Source organism: Halorubrum rubrum (assembly GCF_024494685.1).
GTDB lineage: Archaea > Halobacteriota > Halobacteria > Halobacteriales > Haloferacaceae > Halorubrum > Halorubrum rubrum.
The window spans coordinates 118,100-140,307 of the sequence record NZ_JANHDM010000001.1 but is presented as its reverse complement, the minus strand read 5'-3'; the positions used below and the strand labels follow the sequence as shown (position 1 = coordinate 140,307).

Here is a 22,208-nt window from a genome sequence, read left to right as displayed (position 1 = left end):
GTAGTTGAGGTCACCTCGGAGACCACCACCAAAGCCCCAGCCGCGAGGACGCCCTACGCTCGCTGTGCTCCTCACTCGGTCGCTCACTTCGTTCGCTCACTCGTTGCGGTGCTTGCGTCGCCTACGGCGTCCTCGCGGCTGCCCCTTTGAGTCCCACCCCACCCATACAGCACCACACACACAGCACCGCACCGCACCTCACACCTCCCCAGCCTCGCAGTTCGCGCTCTCCGAGCGCTCACTGCGTCCCTCGCGGGCTCCTCGTGCCCCGCTGGGGCACTCGGAGGCGCGCCACCGCGCGTGGCTTTTTGTTCACGCATCCCCACCCGAGCGTATGGCCGACCGGAACGTCCACGGGGAGGACCTCGCCGCCTGTAGCACGGACCCGACGACCGGCTTCGAGCGCGACGGGTGTTGCGGAACCCACCCCGACGACCGGGGCCGACACGAACTCTGTGCGGTGATGACCGCCGAGTTCCTGCGGTTCAGCCGGGAGCGGGGCAACGACCTCGTGACGCCCCGCCCGGCGTTCTCGTTCCCCGGACTCGATCCCGGCGACCGGTGGTGCCTCTGTCTCGGGCGCTGGGTCGAGGCGCTGGAGGCCACGCGGGACCGGCGGCTCCCGGAGACGACGGTCCCGCCCGTCGTCCTCGAGGCGACCAACGAGGCCGTCCTCGACGCGGTCGACCTGGAGACGCTCGAGGCCCACGCGTACGACGCGTGAGAACTCGCTACTCCAGGTCCAGAAGCGCCGCGACCTCGTCGAGGTAGTCGTCGTAGATCCCGACGGCGGACTCGATCGGATCGGGCGAGGCCATGTCGATGCCGGCGAGTTCCACCACGTCGAGCGGGTAGTCGGAGCCGCCCGCCTTCAGCATCTCGCGGTAGTCGGCCGCGGCGGGCTCGCCCTCCTCGAGGACGCGCTCGACGATCGCGGCGGCCGCGGAGATGCCGGTCGCGTACTGGTAGACGTAGAAGTCGTAGTAGAAGTGGGGGATTCGCTCCCACTCGCGCTCGATGCCGCCGGCGAGGTCGGCGGGGTCGTAGTAGTCGCCCTTGAGGTCGGCGTAGGTCTCGTCGAGGACGTCCGGGGTGAGCGCCTCGCCCGCCTCGACGCGCTCGTGGATCCGCTGTTCGAACGTCGCGAACATCGTCTGGCGGAAGAGGGTCGAACGGAAGCGCTCGAGGTACTCGTCGAGCACGTGCGTGCGGAGCGTCTCGTCCTCGACGGTCTCGAGCAGGTGGTGGGTGAGGAGCGTCTCGTTGACGGTGGAGGCGATCTCGGCGACGAAGATCTCGTAGCTCGCGTCGTGCCACGGCTGGGCGTCGCCCGCCAGTTCGGAGTGCATCGAGTGGCCCAGTTCGTGCGCCAGCGTGTACATCGAGGCCACGTCGTCCTGGTAGTTCATCAGGACGTACGGCTGGGTGTCGTAGGTGCCCGAGGAGAACGCGCCGGAGCGCTTCCCGCGGTTCTCGTACACGTCGACCCAGCGGCTCTCGAGCCCCTCCGCCATCCGCTCCTGGTACGCGTCGCCCAGCGGCGCGACCGCCTCGATGACCCACTCGACCGCCTGGTCGTACTCCACGTCCGGCCCCTGGTCGCCCGTCAGCGACATGTACAGGTCGTGGCTCTCCAGGGTGTCGACGCCGAGGGCCGCCCGCTTCAACTCCGCGTGTCGGTGGAGGGTGTCGAGCTCCTCGTCGACGGTGTCGACGAGCGTGTCGTACACCGCGACCGGGACGTTCGAGCCGTCGAGGGCGGCCTCGCGGGCGGTGTCGTAGTCGCGGATCCCGGCGCTCGCGACGTGTTCGCGCACCGCCTTCTCGAGGCTCGTCCCCACGGTATTGCGGACGTCCGCCCACTCGTCGTAGAACGTCTCGTGGACCCGGCGGCGGAACTCGCGGTCCGGGTTCGTCTGGAGCTTCGTGAAGTTCGCCTGGGTGATCTCGACCTCCTCGCCGTCGGGGTCCTCGACGACGCCGTAGGTCATGTCCGCGTTCGTCAGCATCGAGTAGATCTCGCTCGGCGCGCTCGTGACTTCCGAGAGGTCCGCGAGCACCTCCTCGACCTCCGCCGACCGCGTGTGCGGTTTCATCCGCAGCACGTCCTCGAGGTAGTGTTCGTACTCGGCGAGGGCGGGCTCAGCCTCGAGGAACTCCGCGAGCGTCTCCTCGGTCAGCGACTGGAGCTCCGGCTGGAGGTACGAGATCGCGCTCGAGGCCTCCGACTGGAGCGAGGACGCCCGCGCCGACATCGCCTGGTACTCCTGGTTTCGCGTGTCCTCCGCGCTCCGGAGCCGAGCGTACACCGCGACCTTCGAGAGCTCGCGGAACACCTCCTCGCGGAGCTCCAACAGTTCGAGGAGCGTTCCGGGACTCTCCGTGACGCGTCCCTCGTAGGCACCGAGTTCGTCGATCCGTCCCTCGACGGCCTCGTAGGCCGCCGCCCACGACTCGTCGTCGGCGAACACGCTCTCGAGGTCCCACTTGTACGCCTCGTCGATCTCGGACCGCTCGGGAACCGAACTCATACGTTCTCGTCGATCCCCTCGGCACTAAGCCTTGTCAAAGGCGGAACCGACGCCCCGAGGTCGGACGCCCTTGAGGGGTCGCGATCCTCCAGAACCCGAACTCTCCGAGGAGCCGAACCCCTCGGGACCGTCATCCGCCGCGGACCCACTCCGCGAGGTCGACGACGAGCACGAGCGCGTCCTCGCCGTCGCGGTAGTATCGCCGCGCCCGCCGGACCGGCTCGAATCCCTCCGCCGCGTACAGCGACCGGGCGGGGTCGTTCCCCTCGCGGACCTCGAGTTTGGCGACGGCGGCCCCGGCGGCCCGGAGCCGCGCGAGCCCGGCGCGCAACAGCGCCCGCCCGACGCCCCGTCCTCTGGCGTCGGGGCGGACCGCGAGGTCCTTCACGTGCCCGATGTCGCGGCCGGCGTTCGGGGTGACGTCCGCGACGAGGTAGCCGAGGACCTCGCCGTCACGCTCGGCGACGAGGAACGCCGGCGCGTCGATCAGCCGCTCGAAGGCGTCGTACGGCCACGGATCCGAGAAGCACTCGCGTTCGATCCGGAGCACCGCCAGGAGGTCGGCGCGCTCGACCGGCCGGATCGTCGCCTCGGCGGGGGTCACGTCCGCGTTTCGGGAGCGCCCGGAATAAACGCGACGGGCGCGGTCACGCCTCGCCGGTCGGCTCGACGGGGTCGGCCGGCTCGGCGGTCGACGAGGCGGACCGGATCCGGTCCCAGAGGAACAGCGCGGGCGGGAGCGCGATCACGGAGATGACGAACGAGTAGAACACGCTCATCGCGATCAGGACGCCGAAGTCGCCGAGCACGGGCGTGATCGCGAGCCCGAGCGCGCCGGTCCCGAGCGCGGTCGTGAGCATGCTCCCGACGAGCGCCCCGCCGGTGCCCGTGAGCGTCGTCCGCAGCGACGTCGCCACGTCGCCGTTCTCGCGGTACTCGTCGATGAACCGGGCGGTGATGTGGACCGAGTAGGCGATCCCGATCCCGATCGCGATGGAGAGGATCGTCGCCGTCAGCGCGTTGAGCGGGTATCCGAGAAAGCGCATGGTCCCGACGAGCGACGTGACGGAGATCGTGATCGGGAACACGTTCACGATCCCGAGCATCGGCATCCCCTCCAACACGCCGTAGGTGATCACGAGGAACACGCCGCTCAGGCCCACGGCGAGCACGAGCCCCTGGATCGCCGAGTCGAAGATGATGGCCGTGATCGCGTCGAAGACGACGATCTGTCCCGTCGCGGTCGCCGCGTAGCGGTACCGGTCCGCCTGCTCGCGGCCGTCCGCGGAGATCTCGCTCTGGGTCGCGCCGCTCTCGACGGTGTACTCGACCTGCGCGCCGCGCCGATCGTCGGTGAGATACCGGCCGGCCCGTTCGCCCGCCGACGAGTCGAACAGCTCCTCGTAGATCCGCTCGAGGTTCCGGTCGGGGATCCCGTCGTCGTCCAGGTCGTTGCGGGCGACGAGCGCGGCGAACTTCTCGTCGTTTTCGGCGTGCGACCGGATCACGGTCACGATGCTCGTCGTCTCCGCGCGCCCGCCCTCGCCGACCGCCAGCGTGTCGGGCGGGTCGTCGGTCGGCGCGGCGAGCGCCTCCAGCGCGTGGTCCTCCTCGAACGGTCCCTCGACGTACACCGTGAGCGACGCGTCCTGGCTCGCCGTGAAGCTGTCCTCGAGCAGGCTCAGGGTCTCGGTGACCGTGTACTCGCTCGGCGCGAACGGCTCGGGGATGTACGCGACGTACCCCGGCTCCTCCTCCGGCGGGAGGAAGTCCTCCTGTTCGAACGTGGTGTCGACGCCCGCGCCGTACGCGCCGAACGCCCCGCCGGTGAGAAGCAGGAGGACGACGAACGCCGCCGGCGCGCGCTGGCCGACGTCGACGGAGACGGCCAGCAGCCGACCGAGCGCGGACTCCTCGGAAGCGATCGGGGTGGTGCCGAACTCGGGCACGCCGTACCGCTCCCTGAGCCGGTCGAGTTCGAGCTTGGCGGCCGGCAAGAACAGTCCGAAGATGAGGAACGTGAAGACGATCCCGACCGCCGAGACGATCCCGAGGTTCCGGATCGGGTCGAGTCCGGAGGTCACGTTCGCGCCGAACCCGAACACCGCGGTCACGGTGACGATGACGAACGCGATCGCGAGCTGGTTCGCGGCGGTCCGCATCGCCGGCATCGGGTCGTACCCCTGGACGGTCTCCTCGCGGTACCGGTTGATGAAGTGAATCCCGAAATCGACCCCGACCGCCAGAAGCAGCACCGGCACGGCGATCTGCTGTTGGTCGAACGGGATCCCCGAGAAGCCGAGGAACCCGAACGTCCAGATGAGCGTCATCAACAGCGCGAACAGCCCGAGCGCTAAGTCGATCGGGTCCCGATACGCGACCACCAGAAAGCCCAACAGCAGGACGACGACGACGGGCATCACGATGAGCAGCGAGTCGGCGATGACGCGTCCCGTCTCGGCGTTGATGATCCCGGTCCCGAACGTCCGGACGTCCGCGGGCTCGTCGTTCGCGAGCGTCCGGATCTCGGTCTGGACCGACTGGAGGTCGTCGAACCCCTGCGGCACGTCGTGTCTGATCACCGTGATCGTCGTCGAGGCCGACGCCTCGGTCGGGTTGAAGTCGTCCGAGACGCTCACGGAGAACTCCGGATTCTCGCTCAGCCGTCTGACGACCCGGCGGAACTCGGAGTCGGTCGCGCCCGCGACCGCCGCCCGCATCTCCGCCGGGCTCTCCGACGAGGGATCGATCCCCCGAGCGATGGCCGTCGCGGCCCCGTTCGCAGACTCCATGTGGAGGTCCTCTCGGGAGTCGATCCGCTCTATCAGCCGCAACATCACCAGCGTCTCCTCGCGGGTGAGGACGTCGTTACCCTCGTGGATCAGCTGCGTCGTCTCCGTCTCCGCCGCGAAGGGGTCGTCGAACTCGCTTTCGATCGCGTCGAGCGCCTCCTGTTCGGGGAGGTCCTCCGAGAACCCCTCCGTCGGGTTCGTCTGCGTCTCGACGGCGGTCATCCCGCCGACGAAGACCGCGGTCGCGAGCAGGAACGCGACGACGACCGCTCGCGGCCGCGAGACGATGACCTCGTTGAGTCGCGTGGTGGCGTCCTCGATCCACCGTCCGGCTCGGGTCATCTATTCTCTCTGTGTGACGTAGAGGGCGCCCCCGAGGACGGCGAGCGCGGCGAGGACGCCGAGCACGAGCGGGAGGGTGCCGATCCCCGACAGCGGGGAGCGCTCCTCGGCCTCGACGACGGTTATCGGCACACGGGTCGTGTCCGAGAGCTGGCTGTCGCCGTCGGCGTCGTCGTACCGGAAGTCGAACGAGACGGGGTACGTCTTCGCGGTCCCGGACGCGGACGCCGACAGGTCGAACGTCATCGTGGTCGACTCGCCGGGATCCAGCGTCGACGCGAACGCCTCGTCGTCTTCGCTGTCGAGCGGGCTGTCCGCGAACAGCCGCGCCTCCACGTCCGTGACCGGCTCGTCCAGCTCGTTCGTCACCTCGACGGCCAGATCGACCTGCCCGCCGACTTCGATCTCGCGCGTCTCGACGGCGATCCCGAACTGGTCTCGCTGCGGCTCGACCGTGTACAGCAGTTCGAGGTCCTCGTAGGCCCGCCGTTCGTTCTCCTCGTTGCGGTACTGGACGACGACGTCGGAGGTTCGATCGATCGGTTCCGCCTCGCCGCCGACGTCGATCGGGAGCCGGAACGACCCGGACTCGCCCGCCTCGAGCGTCCCGACCGCGACCGACGACTCCCGCGGGATCACGTTCGGCGACTCCTCGGCGAACTGGACGGCGACGTTGCGCGCCGGGTCCGGCCCCTCGTTCGTCACCGTCCCGTACAGGTCGCCCTGCTCGCCGACGTAGAGGTCCGCCTCCACGTCGCCGACGCTGAACCGCTGTTCTCCCCGCGGCGTCACGCCGACCGACGGGTCCTCGTCGACGCGCGCGTAGCCCTCCGGCGTCTCGAACTGGACGGTCCCGTCGAGGACGTACTCCCGCACCGATGCGCCCGGCGTGAACCCGACGTCGTAGCGGACGGTCGCGGTCTCGTTCGGCGCGAGCGCGTCGATCTGCGCCGTGTCGCTCGTGGCCCCGCCGAATCCGACCTGGGGACTCGACGACGCCATGGCCACCGAGAGGTCGCGCGCGCCGTCCGCCCCGACGTTGCGCACCTCCGCCTCGAGGACGCCCTCCTCGCCGACCTTCGCGTCGGTCGTCGCGTTCGTGATCTCGAAGCGCGCGTCCTCGTCGACCTCGACGTCGACCTCGGTCGAGAGCGTCTCGTCGCGGTCGTAGGTAACCCCGCCCGACTGCTGGTAGGTGTAGGAGTACTTCACCTCGACGTCGATCGTGTAGGTCCCCTCCGCGGCGTCCTCGGGGACGCTCACGGCGATCGGTGCCTCGCCCGGCCGGTTCTCCGTGACGGAGCCGATCGCGAGCGTCCCGGTCTCGACCGAAAGTGGCGTCTCCTCGGCGTCCGCCTCGACGCGGACGTTTCGCGCGGTCGTGACCACCGCCCGCGACGACGAGGTGCCGAGGTCCAGGTCGCCGTCGTTGGTGATCTGAAGCGGGAGCGTGTTGACCTCGCCCGGATCGAGGGTCGGGTCCGACGTGCTGACCGACAGTTCCGGAGAGCCGCGGAGCAGTCCCTCGGACTGCTGGGGGGTCGTCGTCGGAGCCGTGGCGTCGCCGACTCCCCCACTAGTCCCGCCCGCCCCGCCCGTCGTCGCCGCGACGGCGAGGCCGGCCGTCCCGCTCGTCAACAGCGTCACCGACACGAGCGCGACGAGGACCGACCGCGCGTTCATCTATCCCTCCGACCGACGGCGGGCGAGCGGTGCCGCCCCGGCCGGTTCGAGGCCGTTCGATCGCCCGGTCGATCCGTGCGGGAACCGACGCGTTTCGGTCGACCTCCGGTGTGGTCCCGTGTCCGTCTCATACCCGTACGTGAATCTACGAATCAATAATGCCTTTGTTTTTGAGTTCGTATTGCCGCCATGAGCAAAGGCATACGCCACCGAAGACACCACCCGAGAGAAGACCAATGAGTCGGTTCTCCGAGTCCGAGCGCGACCGGATCCGGTCACAGCTCGTCGAGAACGGTCGCGAGCTGTTCGCCCGGTTCGGCTTCGACCGCACCCGGATCAAGGACGTCACCGAGGCGGTCGGCATCGGCACCAGCACGTTCTACCAGTTCTTCGATTCGAAGGAGACGCTGTATGCGGCGGTGCTCCACGCCGAACAGGAGCGGATCGAGGCGCACATCGAAGCGGCGATATCGGAGGCCGAGACGCCACGCGAGGAAGTGCGGACGATGCTCCACACCACGTTTCGGGAGGTCCGGTCGAACCCGCTCGCCTCCCGACTGATCGTCGGGGGCGAACTCCGGCAGCTACACGACCAGCTCTCCGAGGAGGACCGAGAGTCGATCGGATCCGACCCCCGCGAGGGCGAACTCCCCTACGCCAGCCGCTGGGCGGCGATGGACGAGGTCCGCTACGACGACCCCGACCTGATAAACGGGCTGTTCCGCTCGTTGGTCTTCGTCACCCGCGCACAGGACTCCCCCATCTCCGTCCTCCACGTCTCCGAGTACGAAGAGGTCGAAGAGCGGCTGATCGAGACCATCGTCGACGGGCTGTTCGTCGACTGAGAAACGAGAGTCAGAAGCGTTAAACGCTCGCCCGGACGACCACCTCGTGAGGGCGCGTAGCTCAGCGGACAGAGCACTTGGTTCCGGACCAAGATGCCGCGGGTTCAAATCCCGTCGCGCCCGCCTTCTCGCGGGACGATCACCGACCAACAGCGAACGCACCGTAGAGGCATCGATACTCCCGAATACACCGAATGAAGCGGTCCTCGAAGACTGCCGAAGTACATAGAACTCGGTTGGGTTGCGGGTGGCCGTCGTCGCGATCGCGGGCGATCCGCCCAGACCACTTCAACGCGTTCAGTCACCCGAGATCGACGGGATCGCGACCCCCGTACATACGGTGAGGTATATGAATGAGCCGTCGAACCAGCCTGAAGCCCTCCGACGAACGAGAGCGTCAGCTCGAAAAGGCGAGCGAGATCGTGGCGAGCGGTCCCGACGACGACCCGCCGATGAGCGTCGTGATCGACGCGGCGCTCGCGCACCTGGTGGAGAGTAAAGAGAATATCCAGAACGCTCGCGACGAGTACGACCCAGTAACTATTCAGGAGTTGTGTAATACGTCAGTCGTTGGGTTACAGTACCGAACGCGAATAAAAAGCCGGTGGCGGTAAAAACTAATTCTTAGGAGAAATCAATACCGTCGTCCTCGTCCTCATCAACATTATCTATGTCGGAGACCTCAATCGAGCGATCAAGAATAATCGAATCACTGGGAACATGTATAACACGGACCTGAAGGGTAGTTCCGTCTGAACCATTAGCTACAAACGAACCAGATTCAGAGTCTCCGACACCGAATGACTCGCTGAATTGGTCGGTGGCCTCAACTTGATTATTATCTTCGTCTTCGACAATCACACGTAGTGTTTCAGAATCGATTGAATCGCCTCCGTCGTGATCAATAACAACCGACTTGTTATCACTATCATCATCATCAATACTGGCACTCAGTTGTGCTGTCGGCTGACTGTCGCCGAGCGAGTCGCCGAGTCCGAGCACGAACGTCCCGATGACGGCGGCCAGGATGACGGTAATCGCGACCATCAGGATGACCCCGATTACGGGACTCACACCGCGGTCGTCCGCTTTGAACAGGTTGCGTGGTTTCATGATTGAACCCAGCTGGGGCCGAGAACGCGGTTACGAGAACCCCCCGATCCGCGTTCGTCGGTTGCTGGCTATCTGAACGGAAGCGGATCCGGTATATGTACTTAATGGCGTACGTATCAGGACTGAAAATTGGGCCGGCATCTTCTAATCCTGTTTGCGCGGAATCACGTGTATGTCCCCCACGGCGCAGGCCCTCGCGCGGACCTACAGCGACCGGGAGTACCCCGACCCGTGGGAGAAAGTCCTCGACTACCGACGCGTTCGGGAGTACGCCGCCGACCACCCCAACCACGGCCGAACTCGCGTCGGGAACGCCATCGACCTCCCGCCGAGCCGCGTCCGCGGCTGGCTCGACGGCGGGAAGCCCGACCCGGTTCGCGGCATCCAGACCGCGATCGATCACGGGTGGATCGACCCCGACCCGGACGGGGGCGTGGCGGCAGCGCTCGTCGAGCTGCTCGCGCACGTCCTCGCGGGCGGGACCGTCAGCGACGTGTTCGTTCCGGCGGTGTCGTCCGGCCGGCGGATCGGTCCTGCGGCGATCTCCGAGGCGTTCGAAGCGGTCGGTGTCGACGCACGGACGCGCCACGCCGACAGCGACTCCCGGTCGACAGAACTCTATCCGGCCACGGACGCGTCGGTCCTCGGGCGGTGTCTCGTCGCGATGGGCGCGCCGAAGGGCTCGAAGACCGAACTCTCCGCCGTGCCTACCGTCGTGTGGGAGAGCCCGGCCCCGACGCGCCGTCGGTTCGTCGAGATATACGTCGCCCACCGTGGGGTGTACCTCGAAGGGAAGGCCACGACGCGGATCCAAGAGGAACGCCCCGACTCATACCTCGACGACCTCCACCGGCTCATCACGGAGTGTGTGACCGATGAAGTGTCGATCGGTCCTACCGGGATCACGATCTCGGCCGACGCTGCGAGGGAGCTTCAGATCCCACAACGAACGGGAAGACGCCAGTCCGCCGATCACTCGAGATCGTCGGCGTCGAGTTCGCCCGCGAGGTAGGCGCGACCGCGGCCGGTGATCCGGTAGTATCCGGCGTCGACCGGTTCGACGAGATCGGCGGCTTCGAGTTTCCCGATCCGACGGGATACCCAGTTTCGCGTGTACTCGAGATTCTTCGCGATCACGGCGGGTGTGAGGATGAGATCGGACTCGGCGAGCAGCTCGAGGACCCGATCGTCCGTCTGGTTCATCCACTCCACCCGAGGGCGCATACGTCCGCGTCATACCGGTTCATATAACAGATACCGGTTCGGTTCGGTTCAAGTAGCTTTCCGTGTTTGTAACTACACGATTTGATGGGTTACAGTTAAGTCGGCGGTGTTCCTGGAGAAGATCACGGAAGCACTCACGCGGACCCGTCGCTCGTCGGTGGGTCCCTCGCAGAATCAAAGCGGACCCCGAGGTGGGGCTCGGGTCCGCGCGGGCTTCCGTGCTAAGGCCACGAAAGCCATGTTCGGACACAACGCGCCGGGGTTTGAAATCCCCGATCGATCGAGGAACCGCAACACAACCACAGGAACCGACCACTTTCAGTTACACTCCGCACGTCTGGATCGGCTCTTTTTAACCCCCGTCCGTCGACCCGAGGCGATGGTTTCGAAAGAAGTCGTGCGGATCGAAGACCGGCAGGACAGGTGGCGGTATGTGTGCCCTCGCGGGCACCGTTCCTGGGAGCCGACGAACCACCATTTCTGGTGTCAGAAGTGCGCCGCTCACGACGACGTGGACGGCGTTTTCGAGGAGCTTAGCGACCGGAAAACGGGCGCACTCCTCGCACGCGATCGGGTGCGACTCGTGACCCAGGTCGGCCCTTACGATCGCGATCTCGACGGAGAGGGGCCGGCGTGACCGACGACGCGCGAGGACACGCCCGGCGGATCGCGGAGCAGCTCGCGATGTACGACGACGAGGATGACGAGAACGATGAGGACGACGACGGTGACGGGAAGACGGAGGGATCGGAATGAGTGACGACCTCGAACCGATCCCTCCGGAGCGGGCGGTCGAGATGCATCTCGAAAAGATGAAAGAAGACCGCGCCGAGTGGACCCAGACTACCCACCGGAGCGAACTCCGGCCGTTCGTCGAGTGGTGTCGCGAGGAGGGAGCTGTCGACAACATGAACCAGTTGTCCGGCCGCGACCTCTACGAATACCGGATCTGGCGTCGGGAGGGAAGATACAGCAAGAGCAAGGTCGATGAACTCGCGAAGAAGACGCTTCACTCGAACCTCTCCACGTTGCGGTCGTTCCTCAGGTTCTGCGGGGAGATCGAGGCGGTCCCGTCGGATCTGTACGAAAAGGTGCCGCTCGTGAAGCTCACCCGCGACGACGAGGTGAGCGACTCGTATCTACGGCCGGAGCGAGCGGCAGACATCATCGAGTACCTCTCGCGGTACGAGTACGCGAGCCGCGACCACGTCGTATGGGCGTTGATCTGGCATACGGGTGCTCGGTTGGGTGCCGTACGATCGCTGGATCTTCAGGATCTCGAGCTGGAGGGAAACAAGCCCTCGATCGAGTTCGCTCACCGCCCGGAAACGGGTACGCCGCTCAAGAACGACGCCGCGAGCGAGCGAGTCAATCGTATCAGCCGCCGGGTCGCCCAGATCCTACAGGATTACATCGACGGTCCGCGGACGGACACCGTCGACGAGTACGGACGAAACCCGCTGGTGACGACCGACGCGGGCCGGATCGCGGCCGGAACCGTCCGGAAGGCGTTCTACCGATGGACTCGCCCGTGTTTCATCGGAAAGGAGTGCCCGCACGACGAGGATCCGGAGTCGTGTAAGTTCGCGACGTTCCGTCACGTGAGCGGGTGCCCGTCCGCTCGGTCACCGCACGACGCCCGGAAGGCGCGGGTGACGAAGTACCGGAACGACGGGGTTCCTCGAGGTGTCGTTTCGGACCAGCTCAACGCGAGCGAGGACGTTCTCGACAAGCACTACGATCGCGCCTCGGAGCGCGAGAAAGCAGATCGCCGATGGAGAATTATACAACAATGAGTGTCATACAAATTCAAGCCGATTACTACACGATAATTACGGGACTCAAGTCCCGTCGCGCCCGCTTGATTTTCGAACGATCCAAATCTGACAGACGGCGGCTGGTCATTTATAAATCGACTTTGGCTGCCTAATTTGATTTGGCTCTGTTGAAATTCTTAAGAGCTGATAGGATCGGCGTGCGAGATACAGAGGGTGGATTTAGCAGGCAAACCACAGCTAACCACCCCACTCCCCACCGATATCGTCCCGAATCTGCTCCCGCCAGGCGTCGAATCGCTCTTCGCACACAGCGGCGTCCGCTATGTGGTCGATAAATCCGATTCCGCCGTCCGACAGTGCAACACCACAGAACGGACACAGGTCGGGGCTGTCCCACTCCGGCGAATCGCGTGGAGGGTGATTTTCAGACATACACTTAATCCTCTAAGTAGGCGTAGAGGGTGTCTTTGCTGGCCCTACAGCTCGGACAGTGATCGGGGATCTGGTTGATGTCTCCCAACTCACCACACTCACTACACCTCCACACGAGATACCCTTCACCGAGGTTCACGCTGGGAGACTGCCGGAGCGAGAGCCTCTCGACGTCGCTGTCGGTGTTAACCTCAACACCGATGTCCGTGATAGCCTGGATGACTCCGATCACCCGGCCAGCCTCATCGTACACTCGCCGTCCTGGTTTGAGTACTCGATCCGCAGACGCTGCCTCACTGTCTTCGGGCATACACTACTGTTGGGCCGGAGGTACCGTAGCTCTTCGCTCCCTAGCGACATCACTTTTCACAGGTTCGGAGAATATGCTACCGCCAAGTTACACCATCACGGGACTGTTCTCGAAACGCAAGACAGTGTATGCGACGGCACTCGTCAAATGCCACAGTTGAGTCTCGCACGTGGCTATCGATGTCCCAATCATCACCGGGCGCGTTATTACATCGCATGAGACCAGAAACGTTCGATACGGGGATCAGCGAGGGGATGGCCGACAGCATTCTGAGTGCCACCCGAACCAGCCTCGGGGACACGCTCCGGAGCATTGTGTACTTCACCCCCTCGTCGTTCGATCTGTTGTACGTACGGCAGGACCTCTATCCGTCTGATGAGGCCGCTAGAGACCGGAAGGCGCAACTGGTCCGACTCGAACGGGTGGGGTTTGCGGAACGGTCGGCGCGGACCGAAATCGCACACAGTGACGACGGTCCAGATATCGGACCGTACAACTTCACCGTTCGATTCCACGACGACGGATTTGTCGTCAGGGCGCTTGAGGGCGATTCCGGCGTGCTCTTCACCACCGACTCCATGGACGTCAGCGCGTTCAGAGAGACTGTCAGTGCGATCCGGGGAATCCTCCGTGGCGAGTAATAGCCGGCGGGCTAAGCGCAGAGACGGTGAGAGGTCTTTCCACACACCTTTCGTTTCAACTTGTGCTGGTCAATCTCCAAACACTGAGAAGGCGTCACACGCGACACGCGCTCTGTATGTAGCACGGCCTCGACGAACTATCAGCGACCAAGGATTTCAACAAGGCCACCGCAACGCGATCCGGACTCTCACCGTCAGCTGGCTGTAGATCGGCTTTCCGTACCCAGTTGTGAACGGCAACACGACTTCGATTGGCACCCAATTGATCAAGAAGAATAACTGTATCTGAAGTGATAATACAGCGAGATTGTTGATATTGTTGATATCGCCCGAGGAATAGAAGACGCGTATCTTGACCGAGACTAGATTCGGAGCAGAATCCTCTGCGGTAAGTACGGTACTCAGAGTGCGTCACTCTTGGGTAAAAAGGAACACCGTCTAACGTAGTCGTCGTTGTCACAGGCTTCTAGAAGGGAAATGGACAGGCCTTCCCGTCGAGGAACTCAGAGGTGGCATCGTAGTTTTGATATTCGGCGTCCGCAACCACGCAGTTAGCTCCTCTTTCTGCCGCAAACGCGCTGATTGATCTCTCGGTCTCTTCTTCTCCGTTCCTACGAACACGAACTGAGTAATCACCGGCAGTGCCCCCCCACGTGCACTCAGCGACGGCACCATCACTTGCTACGCCGGGGTCATGGTCTTCTGCTGTATCGACTTCATGCGATGATTCGTGAACGACATTGCCATCTCTCTCAACAATGAGCGTGAAGGTATGGCTGGACTCTGGATCGACGTTATGGACGCCGAACCAGCCGAGCTGGGCCATCTGGCGGTTGGAATCGCGTATCGATGCGAGGCACCCCACGCTACCTACGGTCACGCCAACAGCGGCCGAGAGGAGGGCACGACGGCGCATGATGACCACTGTTCATCGAGCGCTCATAGTCATTTTGTTCACGTACCGTCTCACGGCTCGTTCGTGCGGCTGAGCAACTCGACCAGCGCAGTTGGGGGTACCGGGCAGCGGATATTCCGTCTGGACCGAGAACGCTGTTTGTGACAGTTCTCGGTAAGACGGAGTGCCGTTGTGCTAACTACACGGCCTGCACCGAGCGATTAGATCTGTAGAGGGCAGTCAACTCGGCGAATTGCAGCAGTTCCGATTATTCGTCTTCGAGGGCGTCGTAGACCTCTCGGTTCGCATCTCGGTCGTCCGCCGCGACCCGCCGAACCAGTTCCCGCCGGATGTCCTCCATCACGTCGTCAAGCGGAGAGGTCGTTTCTGCGCCTTCTTCGGTGTCCATGTCTGAACGGACGCTTCGAGGGCCGTTAATCGTTCGGGTCCACGGAATCGCCGGTCAGCCGGTCGAGCCCGTACCGGACGAGCTCCTCTCGCCGTTCCTCGATCTCACCGGCCAGATCCAGTTCCTCGGTGTGGGATCGCAGATACTCAGTGGTGTCCTCCTCATCGACGGCCACCTCGTCAGTCCCGAACCGTTTCAGAATCGTTCTGATTTCGTTGTCGTATTTGAACCGATACCGGTTAAGGAAGTAGAAGACGACCGTCACGTTGAGTGCAGTCCGTTTGTTCGCATCGACGAACGGGTGGGTGGCGACGAGGAGCCGGAGGAGGTGATACGCCTTCTCGTGGATGGTGTCCGGTGCGGAACCGAAACTGCCCTCTTCGATGTAGTTGACCGCGAATTCGATGTCGCCACGGTTCCGAACACCGGCGGGAGTATCGAGGTACTCCGCGACGACGTCGCCGTGGATGGCGATGACGTCTTCGACGGACGGGTACCACAGCGAGTCGGCCATTCGTTCCGACCTCGATGCTCCGCCAGTGTAGGTGTTGCTATGGATGAGGTCGGGTGAGGGTGTCAGAACTCCCCGTTTTCGGGACGCCGATTTCGACCGCCTCACGCCTGAACCGTCTCGTCGTTCGACAGTTGGACCAGCGCCCGTCGCGCCCCTATCGTTCTCATCGCAAGACTGCGACGGGGTAGATACGGTGATACTCCGAGATGCGTGCTTTCGTTCGACGGGCGATCGTCCACGGGTGTCTCGGCGGGATTCGTGTACAGCCGAACTGGATCCAGTAGAGAGAACCAATTTCGATTGACGTATCCTCCGCAGGTGGTCGGAGGGATCGCTTCATATCCGACCAAGATCCAACTACCGTATCCAGAGTATAGCCAGCACGGGAACCGAGACGTGTTCTTCATCTAATCCTTGAATTAGCCGAGCGAACGCGCCTGCGTATATACTACACTAGTCTTGAGGAACCGTTTTGGTTGGTTGCTCCGTCGCAGGGGCGGGCGGCTCGTGTGTCCCGAAGTCCGGGTGAGTCTCTTCCATCCAGACGTACACGATCGCGCCGGAGATGAACATGAGAACTGCAGTCATGTAGAATGCGGCCTCGGCGCTGACGAACTCCATCGAAAGCCCGATCAGGATCGCACCGACGGCGTAGCCGGAGTCACGCCACATTCGATAGACACCCATACCCGCTGACCGCCACGTCGGGTGAGCGGCGTCGCTCGGCACAGTCATCAGGTTCGGATACAGTAACGCCATACCCAGACCGGAGACAGCGGCCAAGACGGCCCACGCGAGATACCCCTCAACGAGTACCATCCCGAGGACGCCGGCTCCCGCGAGGAACATCCCCCAGATGACGGGTGGTCGGCGGCCAATACGGTCAGCGAGCCCACCGGTCGCAATCTGGAGGAAGTACATCGCGCTGTGGACGCCGACGACGACACCGACGGCCGCGATATCGAGGCCCTGGCTTACCAGATACAGCGGGACGGCGATCCAGAACAACGTGTCCACGAAGTTCTCGATGTGGCCGGCCTGCGCCGCAGCGAACAGCGTTCTGTCGCCGTAGGTCGCTCGCTTCACCACCTCGTTGAACGGCAAGTTCGCGTCGCGGTGGTCGTCGTCACCTTCGGCTTGGGCGTACTGGACGGTTTCCTTGATCAGGAAGATCGAGATGAGGAACGCCAGCACGACGACTATTGCGAGGAAGTAGAACGGTTCGGGCCGGAGACTCCACTGCCCGGCGATGACGCCAGTGAGCCACGCACCGACGGCGACACCAGTGTAGCCGAACGACTCGTCGATGCCGACCGCGAGGCCGCGCTGGTCGGGTCCTGCGAGGTCGATCTTCGCGTTGATCGCCATACTCCACGTCAACGCTTGATTGATACCCAGCAGGACGTTTCCGACCGTGATCCACCCCCAACTCGGAGCGAAGATGAGGATGATCGGTAGGGGGAGTGCCGTCGCCCATCCGGCGACGAGAACTGGCTTCCGGCCGTACTCCTCGCCCCATTTGCCGGCAAAGAGATTGAGGATCGACTTCACGATCCCGAACGAGACGACGAACGAACCGATAACGAGGAACGACGTGACGCCGAGGACCTCCTCTCCCAGAACGGGGACGACGGTCCGTTCGGACCCAATGGTCAATCCGGTGGCGAACACCAGCAGGACGTGTAGCGAGAACTGCCCGAGGTGCTCGCGGATTCCCTGTCTGATTTCAGTTCCCGTACTCATGTTCATTCGGCAGCGCAGTTGTTGGGACCCAGCTCCAGTTCAGCCAACTCGTCGGTAGGAACCGACTCTCGACCGACGTTCGTTCGCTTGACCCGCTCGAAATTCGGGGGATGATCCGGGATGTCCGACGCGAGTTCTTCGACGAACTCGTCGCGGTCGCGGCCGAGATCCGTATTCCGTTCTTTTACCTCAGCGAGGGTCGCAGTCACCGGCGGTTCAGGCGAGCCGGGATCGTGTGCAGGCAGCACAACCGCATCGTCTGGCCCGTTCAGCAGCCGCTGAAGACTCTCGTAAAGCGTCGCAGCATTCTGTTCGACGTCGGAGTCTTCGATACCGGCTTCGACGCCGAGCTCGACACGCCCGACGCTCTCGTGGAAGAGCGTATCACCCGTGATCAACGCTGTTCCGTCGATGTCGAACGAGACGCTCCCTTCGCTGTGTCCCGGTGTGTGAATGACCGCAATATCGAGACTGCCGACCGTGAGAGTCTGTCCATCCTCAACCGGCGTCGCGTCGATGGCAAGCGCATCCTTCGGATGGAGATAGTACGGGACGCCGTGACGACCTGCGAGTTCCGCAGCACCCGAGACGTGGTCCGCGTGGGCGTGGGTGTCGAAGACACCGACGAGGTCGGCGTCGTGCTCATCCAGAATCGCATCGTACTCATCGAGATAGTGTGAGGGGTCGAAGACTGCGGCTTCGCCGTCTGAGACGAGGACGTGTGAGAGGCATCCCTTCCCCGGACGGGCGACCTGAATGAGCGTGCCATCGAGATCCGCCGATACTTCCGCGTGTCGGTGTACGCGGCTCCAGCCGTTCATTCCGTCCGTGAGCGTCACCGCGTCGTAGTCCAGCTCTCGGAGCGCTTCCGTCGCGGTCTCCGAGACGACACCCGCGGCACAGACAGTAACGATCGCCTCTTCACGGGGGAGGTCCGAAAGCGGTCCCTTGGCTTGTTCAGGGTTGTCAGTTAATTCGTCGTAGACGTCGACGTTGATACTACCCGGAATATGCCACTCCTCGAAGTCTTCTCGGTGGCGAATATCGAGGACGAGTGGCTTGCCGTCGCCAGTTCGTAACTGCTCACTGAGTTTTTCCGGCGAGATCTCTTGCATCGGTGTTTGTGGATCGGAGGTATACTTGTATATGAATACTGCCGGACATGACCGGCACTGTTAATTTTGACTAGCTCAAAACGATCGGTATGAGCTTGTACGAGGCCTCGATTCGGGTTAAACACGAGTGTCCGTACCGAGAGATTTCGGAACGACATCCGGACTTGACCGTCCGTGAGTGGCCGCTGAGCGACTGCCAGGTGCTGGAAATCACCTCAGAGACGACTCCGACCGACGAGCTGCGTGACGATATCGACCACCTCGGAACCGTTCTACACGAGTCGAGGAATGACGACGGGTATCACGTCGTCACACAGTCGTGTCTCTGTTCACTCGAACAGTCGATTATCGACCGCTTCGAGAAACACAACTGCCTGTATCAGTCGCCGACGATCTACCGCCAAGGCTGGGAGCACTACACGGTAGTCGCGTTCGACGGCGAAGACATCCGAGAGCTGCTCGGCGATCTTCGCTCCGATCGGGAGATCGAACTGCTCTCGAAAACGTCGATTTCGGAGAAGCAGATTCCGCACAGTATGTTGGCCCCGGCAAATCAACTGTTCGAGAACGTCACTGACCGGCAGTTAGCAGCACTCCAGCTAGCACTGGAACGTGGGTACTACGAGCAACCGCGGAACACCTCGCTCCGGGATCTGGCGGATCAGACGGCAGTCGCTCGTTCGACGTACGAAGAACACCTCCGGAAAGCAGAGAATAAACTCCTCACGAACGCGGGACAGTTCCTGCGACTGGTTACCGCGACATCGACAGGCGATCCGCTACAAGTAGAGAAGACTCGACGGACCGAACGAGCCGCCGACTAGTCCGTCATCGGTCCTCCAGACAACGATTTACGTTATTCAACACAACTCTCCCACTAAGATGACCGACGTCCAGAGTTTCATTCGATTCTGTGAGACCGAGTTTGGGACTACGATCATGGATCGAGAGGCCGCCTACGTCAAACAGCACGTCACCGGAGATGACCGGATTCTGAACGTAGGATGCGGAATCGGTTCACTCGAAGAGCGCTTTCCAGAGTACGACATACTCGGGTTAGATCGCTCGGAGGAGATGGTTCAAGCAGCCCGAGACCGAGTTGCTGTACCGATCGTTCTCGGTGATGCGACCGCACTTCCCATTGCAACGGCGTCGGTCGATACTGTCGTCTTCGTTTCAACACTCGAATTCATTCCCGATGTCGATTCAGCACTTTCCGAGGCGACCCGCGTCCTCGCTTCCGAGGGAACCCTCGTGACACTCGTGTTGAACACACGCTCCGAGTACGTACAATCGAACCTACAGCGAGAGGGGTCCTATTTCCAGCGGATGATCCACCGAGATTCCGAGACGCTGACCGAAACGATATTGGAACACGTCGATGGCGAGCAAGAGTTCTTTTTGGGTATCTCCGACAGGGAAGTCTTCGAGAGTTCCGATCCGACGACTGCCGCCATCTCAGCGATAGTTGGGACCCCACCCGGCTGACCACAGCCCGAATTCGACCGCCTCACGCCTGAACGGTCTCGTCGTTCGACAGTCGAATCAGCGCTCGTCGCGCCTGTCACGTTTTCTGAGGGGATGAATTGACAGGACGGCGGCCGGGTGTATATAAGACGAACCGCAGTGACGAATTTGCGTTCGTCACGCAGCGTGGCGGGTGATCGTCGCCGTCGTGCGGTTCGTGAAATACACGTGACGGAGTTGTGGTAACGTCCTTTGGGTGGTCGGCCGTTTCCTCGTGCCAGGGCAGTCTGGCTTCGGCGTCCCACGAACGACCGATCGCTATCGTTGGGGGACGAGATCGCAACGCTTCTTCTCCTCTCGTTCTTTAATTTGATATCTCGTACTGAACGTATATTTATCCGGTGTCTAATACTCAAGTAATGTACCGGTTCATTCCGGACGAGATCGATCACGAGCGAGCCCACCACCAAGCGGTCATTCAGGGAGCCGACGATCTGGACGTCAAGCGGATCGGCAACCTCGGCGAGCTCGCGTTCGAGCAGTTCTGTCGCGAGTACCTCCCCGTCGAGATGTGGGAGTGGGAAAACGAGGAGGCGATCCGGCGGTGTAACTCCGAGAGTTTCTCCGGATATGACTTCGAGGTGTTCGACTACACGGTCGATGTGAAGTCCTCACGGGACGTCTCTGCCTTTCTTCCCGAGTCCTTGGTTGAGCGGGACCCCGACGACGACATCGTGGTGATGGTCTGGCACCGGGACAACGAGGACAGTCTGATGCTACTCGGGTGGGAGCGCCTCGAGACCCTGAAGTCGAAGGTCGAAACGGAGGCGGCCTTCTCCGGGGACTCTCCGGAGAAACTCGACCACCTCGCGGCACGACCGATGAACGAGTTGCTCGACCTCGGGCCTAATACCGCCCACATGAATCAGAAGCCGGAGAATCCGTTCTCACCGGGGGATCGAGTGGTGAAGGCCGGCGACGCGGAGCCGTCGGTGGGGATCGTCGTCGAGGTGTTACCGCCGGAGCAGAACACCGGGGCGTTCGGACACGAAATGGACGGGGAAGCGGTGCGGGTCGCGTTCCCGAGTTCGCTCGATGAAGGGCCGGGTGCGTGGCGGGACTACCACCCAGCGATCCTCGCGTCGTACTGTGACGACCAGGACATCAAGCTCTGGACGTACAAACACGAGAATCTCGCGTTCGCGGAGAACCCGTATGTGCCGGGGGACCGGGTACTCAAGACCAGCCACAACGATCCGAACACGGCCGTCGTGGTGGAAGGCTCCGAGGAGCGTGGCGATGACAACGTGGTAGTCGCGTTCTTGGCTGATTTCGAGGAGGAGAACGTCTCGCCGGGAGAGCTTGCGAAGCACTGTGAGGAGAACGGGATCAAGTGTTACACGTACGAATATTCGGAGCTAGATTTCTCGAGCAAATACTGATCCAATCGCCGTAGTGCGCTGATACTCTCGGCAGTGTAGTCAGAAAATATCAGATTTTATATGAGAATCACCGACTTGTAGGGTTAGCTGTCGTGACCGGATTCAGTCATGTATGTTCTCGGTGTCCGTGAGCGTCCCAATACTATCCCCAGGTTCCAGATCGTTCGATCCAGGTCAAAATTGAGGAGACGGACGAATGATTGTTTTAAACATACGTATTCAAATATCTCAGACTAATCTGGTTTTTCATTTGTTACAAGGAAGAGTTGACCAGTAAATGTAATCGAGACGTACTTAACTCGGTCTTTGATTCGTGCTGTAACCAATCTATCCTCCTCAAGTACGTTCACATGTCTCGTGATCGTACTTTTCGCGGATCCCGATCGCTTCGTGAGATTTGGTATCGATATCTCGGAATCATGATTTCCGATCACCGCAAGGGTCTGATGGGCTCCATCTGATGGCGTAACCGTAATATTTGGGAGCATCCACTCACGGACCTGACCGTCGATATCGCTGTATCCCAACGTTGATTCGATCTCACCATGATGAGCCATCGTCGCAACCGTCAACGGAAGCAACACGTCACGAGCGCCGCCACTGAGACTTACAACGACCCTTCCCGTGGCTGTCCGAATCAATTCACTACAGTTCATGACCGCAGTCTCAAAATCATCGTGGGGGATCCGACGGACAGTAACCGAGATCTGCGGTTCGATCTCTTGCAATAGTCGCTCGACATCTGAAACAGCCTCGGCAGCCCGGTTGTCGTCTGTCTCAGTGGCAGGTCGGACCAGTATAACCGTATCCTCGCCGTCGATACCGTAGTCAAGTAACGTCCGCGTCACACTGGTCGTGTTGAACCCTATCGGCGAGACGTACGTAGTCATTCGTCGATCACGTCTGATCGTAGACGTATAACGTTGCAGTAT

24 protein-coding genes, 1 tRNA gene and 1 pseudogene are annotated in these 22,208 nt (G+C 62.4%); 11 read left to right on the top strand and 15 right to left on the bottom strand.

Annotation, left to right across the window (positions count from 1 at the left end; genetic code table 11):
* The first annotated feature begins 334 nt into the window (after nt 1-334).
* Nucleotides 335-724 carry a DUF2237 family protein gene (locus NO889_RS00685; RefSeq protein WP_256410330.1) on the top strand — a complete coding sequence of 130 codons (390 nt, stop codon included), beginning with the start codon at nt 335-337 and terminating at the stop codon, nt 722-724.
* 7 nt (nt 725-731) lie between these two features.
* On the opposite strand, the gene pepF is transcribed toward NO889_RS00685, so the two are convergent.
* From pepF to NO889_RS00665, 4 genes are all read right to left on the bottom strand, one after another.
* A complete protein-coding gene (pepF, locus tag NO889_RS00680) occupies nt 732-2,531 on the bottom strand; it encodes an oligoendopeptidase F (RefSeq protein ID WP_256410329.1) in 1,800 nt (599 codons plus the stop codon).
* 130 nt (nt 2,532-2,661) lie between these two features.
* Nucleotides 2,662-3,135, bottom strand: coding sequence for a ribosomal protein S18-alanine N-acetyltransferase (gene rimI / locus NO889_RS00675; protein ID WP_256410328.1), 474 nt, complete (start codon nt 3,133-3,135; stop codon nt 2,662-2,664).
* A 43-nt stretch (nt 3,136-3,178) separates the two neighbouring features.
* Complete coding sequence (locus NO889_RS00670; protein WP_256410327.1) at nt 3,179-5,665, bottom strand: efflux RND transporter permease subunit; 2,487 nt, start codon at nt 5,663-5,665, stop codon at nt 3,179-3,181.
* Nucleotides 5,666-7,348, bottom strand: a complete 1,683-nt coding sequence (locus NO889_RS00665) for a COG1361 S-layer family protein (protein WP_256410326.1) — start codon at nt 7,346-7,348, stop codon at nt 5,666-5,668.
* 236 nt (nt 7,349-7,584) lie between these two features.
* Between NO889_RS00665 and NO889_RS00660 the strand changes: the two genes are divergently transcribed.
* From NO889_RS00660 to NO889_RS00650, 3 genes are all read left to right on the top strand, one after another.
* Nucleotides 7,585-8,193: a TetR/AcrR family transcriptional regulator gene (locus tag NO889_RS00660; RefSeq protein WP_256410325.1), complete on the top strand. Its 609-nt coding sequence runs from the start codon at nt 7,585-7,587 to the stop codon at nt 8,191-8,193.
* 50 nt (nt 8,194-8,243) lie between these two features.
* Nucleotides 8,244-8,316 (top strand) — tRNA-Arg (locus NO889_RS00655).
* A 230-nt stretch (nt 8,317-8,546) separates the two neighbouring features.
* A complete protein-coding gene (locus NO889_RS00650) occupies nt 8,547-8,807 on the top strand; it encodes a DUF7386 family protein (protein ID WP_256410324.1) in 261 nt (86 codons plus the stop codon).
* 10 nt (nt 8,808-8,817) lie between these two features.
* Here NO889_RS00650 and NO889_RS00645 read toward each other — a convergent pair whose 3' ends face one another.
* A complete protein-coding gene (locus NO889_RS00645; RefSeq protein ID WP_256410323.1) occupies nt 8,818-9,306 on the bottom strand; it encodes a type IV pilin domain-containing protein in 489 nt (162 codons plus the stop codon).
* Nucleotides 9,307-9,478: 172 nt separating this feature from the next.
* Here NO889_RS00645 and NO889_RS00640 point away from each other — a divergent pair, with 172 nt between their 5' ends.
* On the top strand, nt 9,479-10,318 hold the full coding sequence (locus tag NO889_RS00640; protein WP_256410322.1) for a hypothetical protein: 840 nt from the start codon (nt 9,479-9,481) through the stop codon (nt 10,316-10,318).
* Here the strand turns inward: NO889_RS00640 and NO889_RS00635 are convergent.
* Nucleotides 10,279-10,530 (bottom strand): MarR family transcriptional regulator, encoded by a 252-nt coding sequence (locus NO889_RS00635; protein WP_379787142.1) that lies wholly within the window; start codon nt 10,528-10,530, stop codon nt 10,279-10,281. The genes NO889_RS00640 and NO889_RS00635 overlap by 40 nt on opposite strands.
* A 633-nt stretch (nt 10,531-11,163) precedes the next feature.
* Between NO889_RS00635 and NO889_RS00630 the strand changes: the two genes are divergently transcribed.
* Together NO889_RS00630 and NO889_RS00625 are read left to right on the top strand one after the other, a co-directional pair.
* Nucleotides 11,164-11,286, top strand: coding sequence for a hypothetical protein (locus NO889_RS00630; protein WP_256410320.1), 123 nt, complete (start codon nt 11,164-11,166; stop codon nt 11,284-11,286).
* The gene (locus tag NO889_RS00625; protein WP_256410319.1) at nt 11,283-12,326 is read left to right on the top strand and encodes a tyrosine-type recombinase/integrase; all 1,044 of its coding nucleotides are present in this window, start codon (nt 11,283-11,285) and stop codon (nt 12,324-12,326) included. Before NO889_RS00630 ends, NO889_RS00625 begins: the two co-directional genes overlap by 4 nt.
* A gap of 219 nt (nt 12,327-12,545) precedes the next feature.
* Here NO889_RS00625 and NO889_RS16485 read toward each other — a convergent pair whose 3' ends face one another.
* Both NO889_RS16485 and NO889_RS00620 read right to left on the bottom strand, forming a co-directional pair.
* On the bottom strand, nt 12,546-12,740 hold the full coding sequence (locus tag NO889_RS16485) for a DUF7501 family protein (protein ID WP_425498811.1): 195 nt from the start codon (nt 12,738-12,740) through the stop codon (nt 12,546-12,548).
* Nucleotides 12,741-12,744: 4 nt separating this feature from the next.
* Nucleotides 12,745-13,050, bottom strand: coding sequence for a DUF7130 family rubredoxin-like protein (locus tag NO889_RS00620; RefSeq protein WP_256410318.1), 306 nt, complete (start codon nt 13,048-13,050; stop codon nt 12,745-12,747).
* 215 nt (nt 13,051-13,265) lie between these two features.
* Here NO889_RS00620 and NO889_RS00615 point away from each other — a divergent pair, with 215 nt between their 5' ends.
* The gene (locus NO889_RS00615; protein WP_256410317.1) at nt 13,266-13,691 is read left to right on the top strand and encodes a DUF7522 family protein; all 426 of its coding nucleotides are present in this window, start codon (nt 13,266-13,268) and stop codon (nt 13,689-13,691) included.
* Nucleotides 13,692-13,857: 166 nt separating this feature from the next.
* Here the strand turns inward: NO889_RS00615 and NO889_RS00610 are convergent.
* From NO889_RS00610 to NO889_RS00585, 6 genes and pseudogenes are all read right to left on the bottom strand, one after another.
* A pseudogene (locus tag NO889_RS00610) lies at nt 13,858-13,980 on the bottom strand (IS6 family transposase); the annotation flags it as partial.
* 177 nt (nt 13,981-14,157) lie between these two features.
* Nucleotides 14,158-14,517: a hypothetical protein gene (locus NO889_RS00605; protein ID WP_256410316.1), complete on the bottom strand. Its 360-nt coding sequence runs from the start codon at nt 14,515-14,517 to the stop codon at nt 14,158-14,160.
* A 337-nt stretch (nt 14,518-14,854) separates the two neighbouring features.
* Nucleotides 14,855-14,995, bottom strand: coding sequence for a hypothetical protein (locus tag NO889_RS00600; RefSeq protein ID WP_256410315.1), 141 nt, complete (start codon nt 14,993-14,995; stop codon nt 14,855-14,857).
* Between the two features lie 25 nt (nt 14,996-15,020).
* Nucleotides 15,021-15,509, bottom strand: a complete 489-nt coding sequence (locus tag NO889_RS00595) for a type II toxin-antitoxin system death-on-curing family toxin (protein WP_256410313.1) — start codon at nt 15,507-15,509, stop codon at nt 15,021-15,023.
* Nucleotides 15,510-15,962: 453 nt separating this feature from the next.
* Nucleotides 15,963-17,252 carry an MFS transporter gene (locus NO889_RS00590; protein ID WP_256410627.1) on the bottom strand — a complete coding sequence of 430 codons (1,290 nt, stop codon included), beginning with the start codon at nt 17,250-17,252 and terminating at the stop codon, nt 15,963-15,965.
* A 2-nt stretch (nt 17,253-17,254) separates the two neighbouring features.
* A complete protein-coding gene (locus NO889_RS00585; protein ID WP_256410312.1) occupies nt 17,255-18,367 on the bottom strand; it encodes an MBL fold metallo-hydrolase in 1,113 nt (370 codons plus the stop codon).
* 89 nt (nt 18,368-18,456) lie between these two features.
* Between NO889_RS00585 and NO889_RS00580 the strand changes: the two genes are divergently transcribed.
* The 3 genes from NO889_RS00580 (at nt 18,457) to NO889_RS00570 (ending at nt 21,276) form a co-directional block, all read left to right on the top strand.
* Nucleotides 18,457-19,191, top strand: a complete 735-nt coding sequence (locus NO889_RS00580) for a helix-turn-helix domain-containing protein (protein ID WP_256410311.1) — start codon at nt 18,457-18,459, stop codon at nt 19,189-19,191.
* 58 nt (nt 19,192-19,249) lie between these two features.
* The gene (locus NO889_RS00575; RefSeq protein WP_256410310.1) at nt 19,250-19,855 is read left to right on the top strand and encodes a class I SAM-dependent methyltransferase; all 606 of its coding nucleotides are present in this window, start codon (nt 19,250-19,252) and stop codon (nt 19,853-19,855) included.
* Nucleotides 19,856-20,253: 398 nt separating this feature from the next.
* A complete protein-coding gene (locus tag NO889_RS00570) occupies nt 20,254-21,276 on the top strand; it encodes a DUF7961 domain-containing protein (RefSeq protein ID WP_256410309.1) in 1,023 nt (340 codons plus the stop codon).
* Between the two features lie 233 nt (nt 21,277-21,509).
* Here NO889_RS00570 and csa3 read toward each other — a convergent pair whose 3' ends face one another.
* Nucleotides 21,510-22,166, bottom strand: coding sequence for a CRISPR-associated CARF protein Csa3 (csa3, locus tag NO889_RS00565; protein ID WP_256410308.1), 657 nt, complete (start codon nt 22,164-22,166; stop codon nt 21,510-21,512).
* Nucleotides 22,167-22,208: the final 42 nt, after the last annotated feature.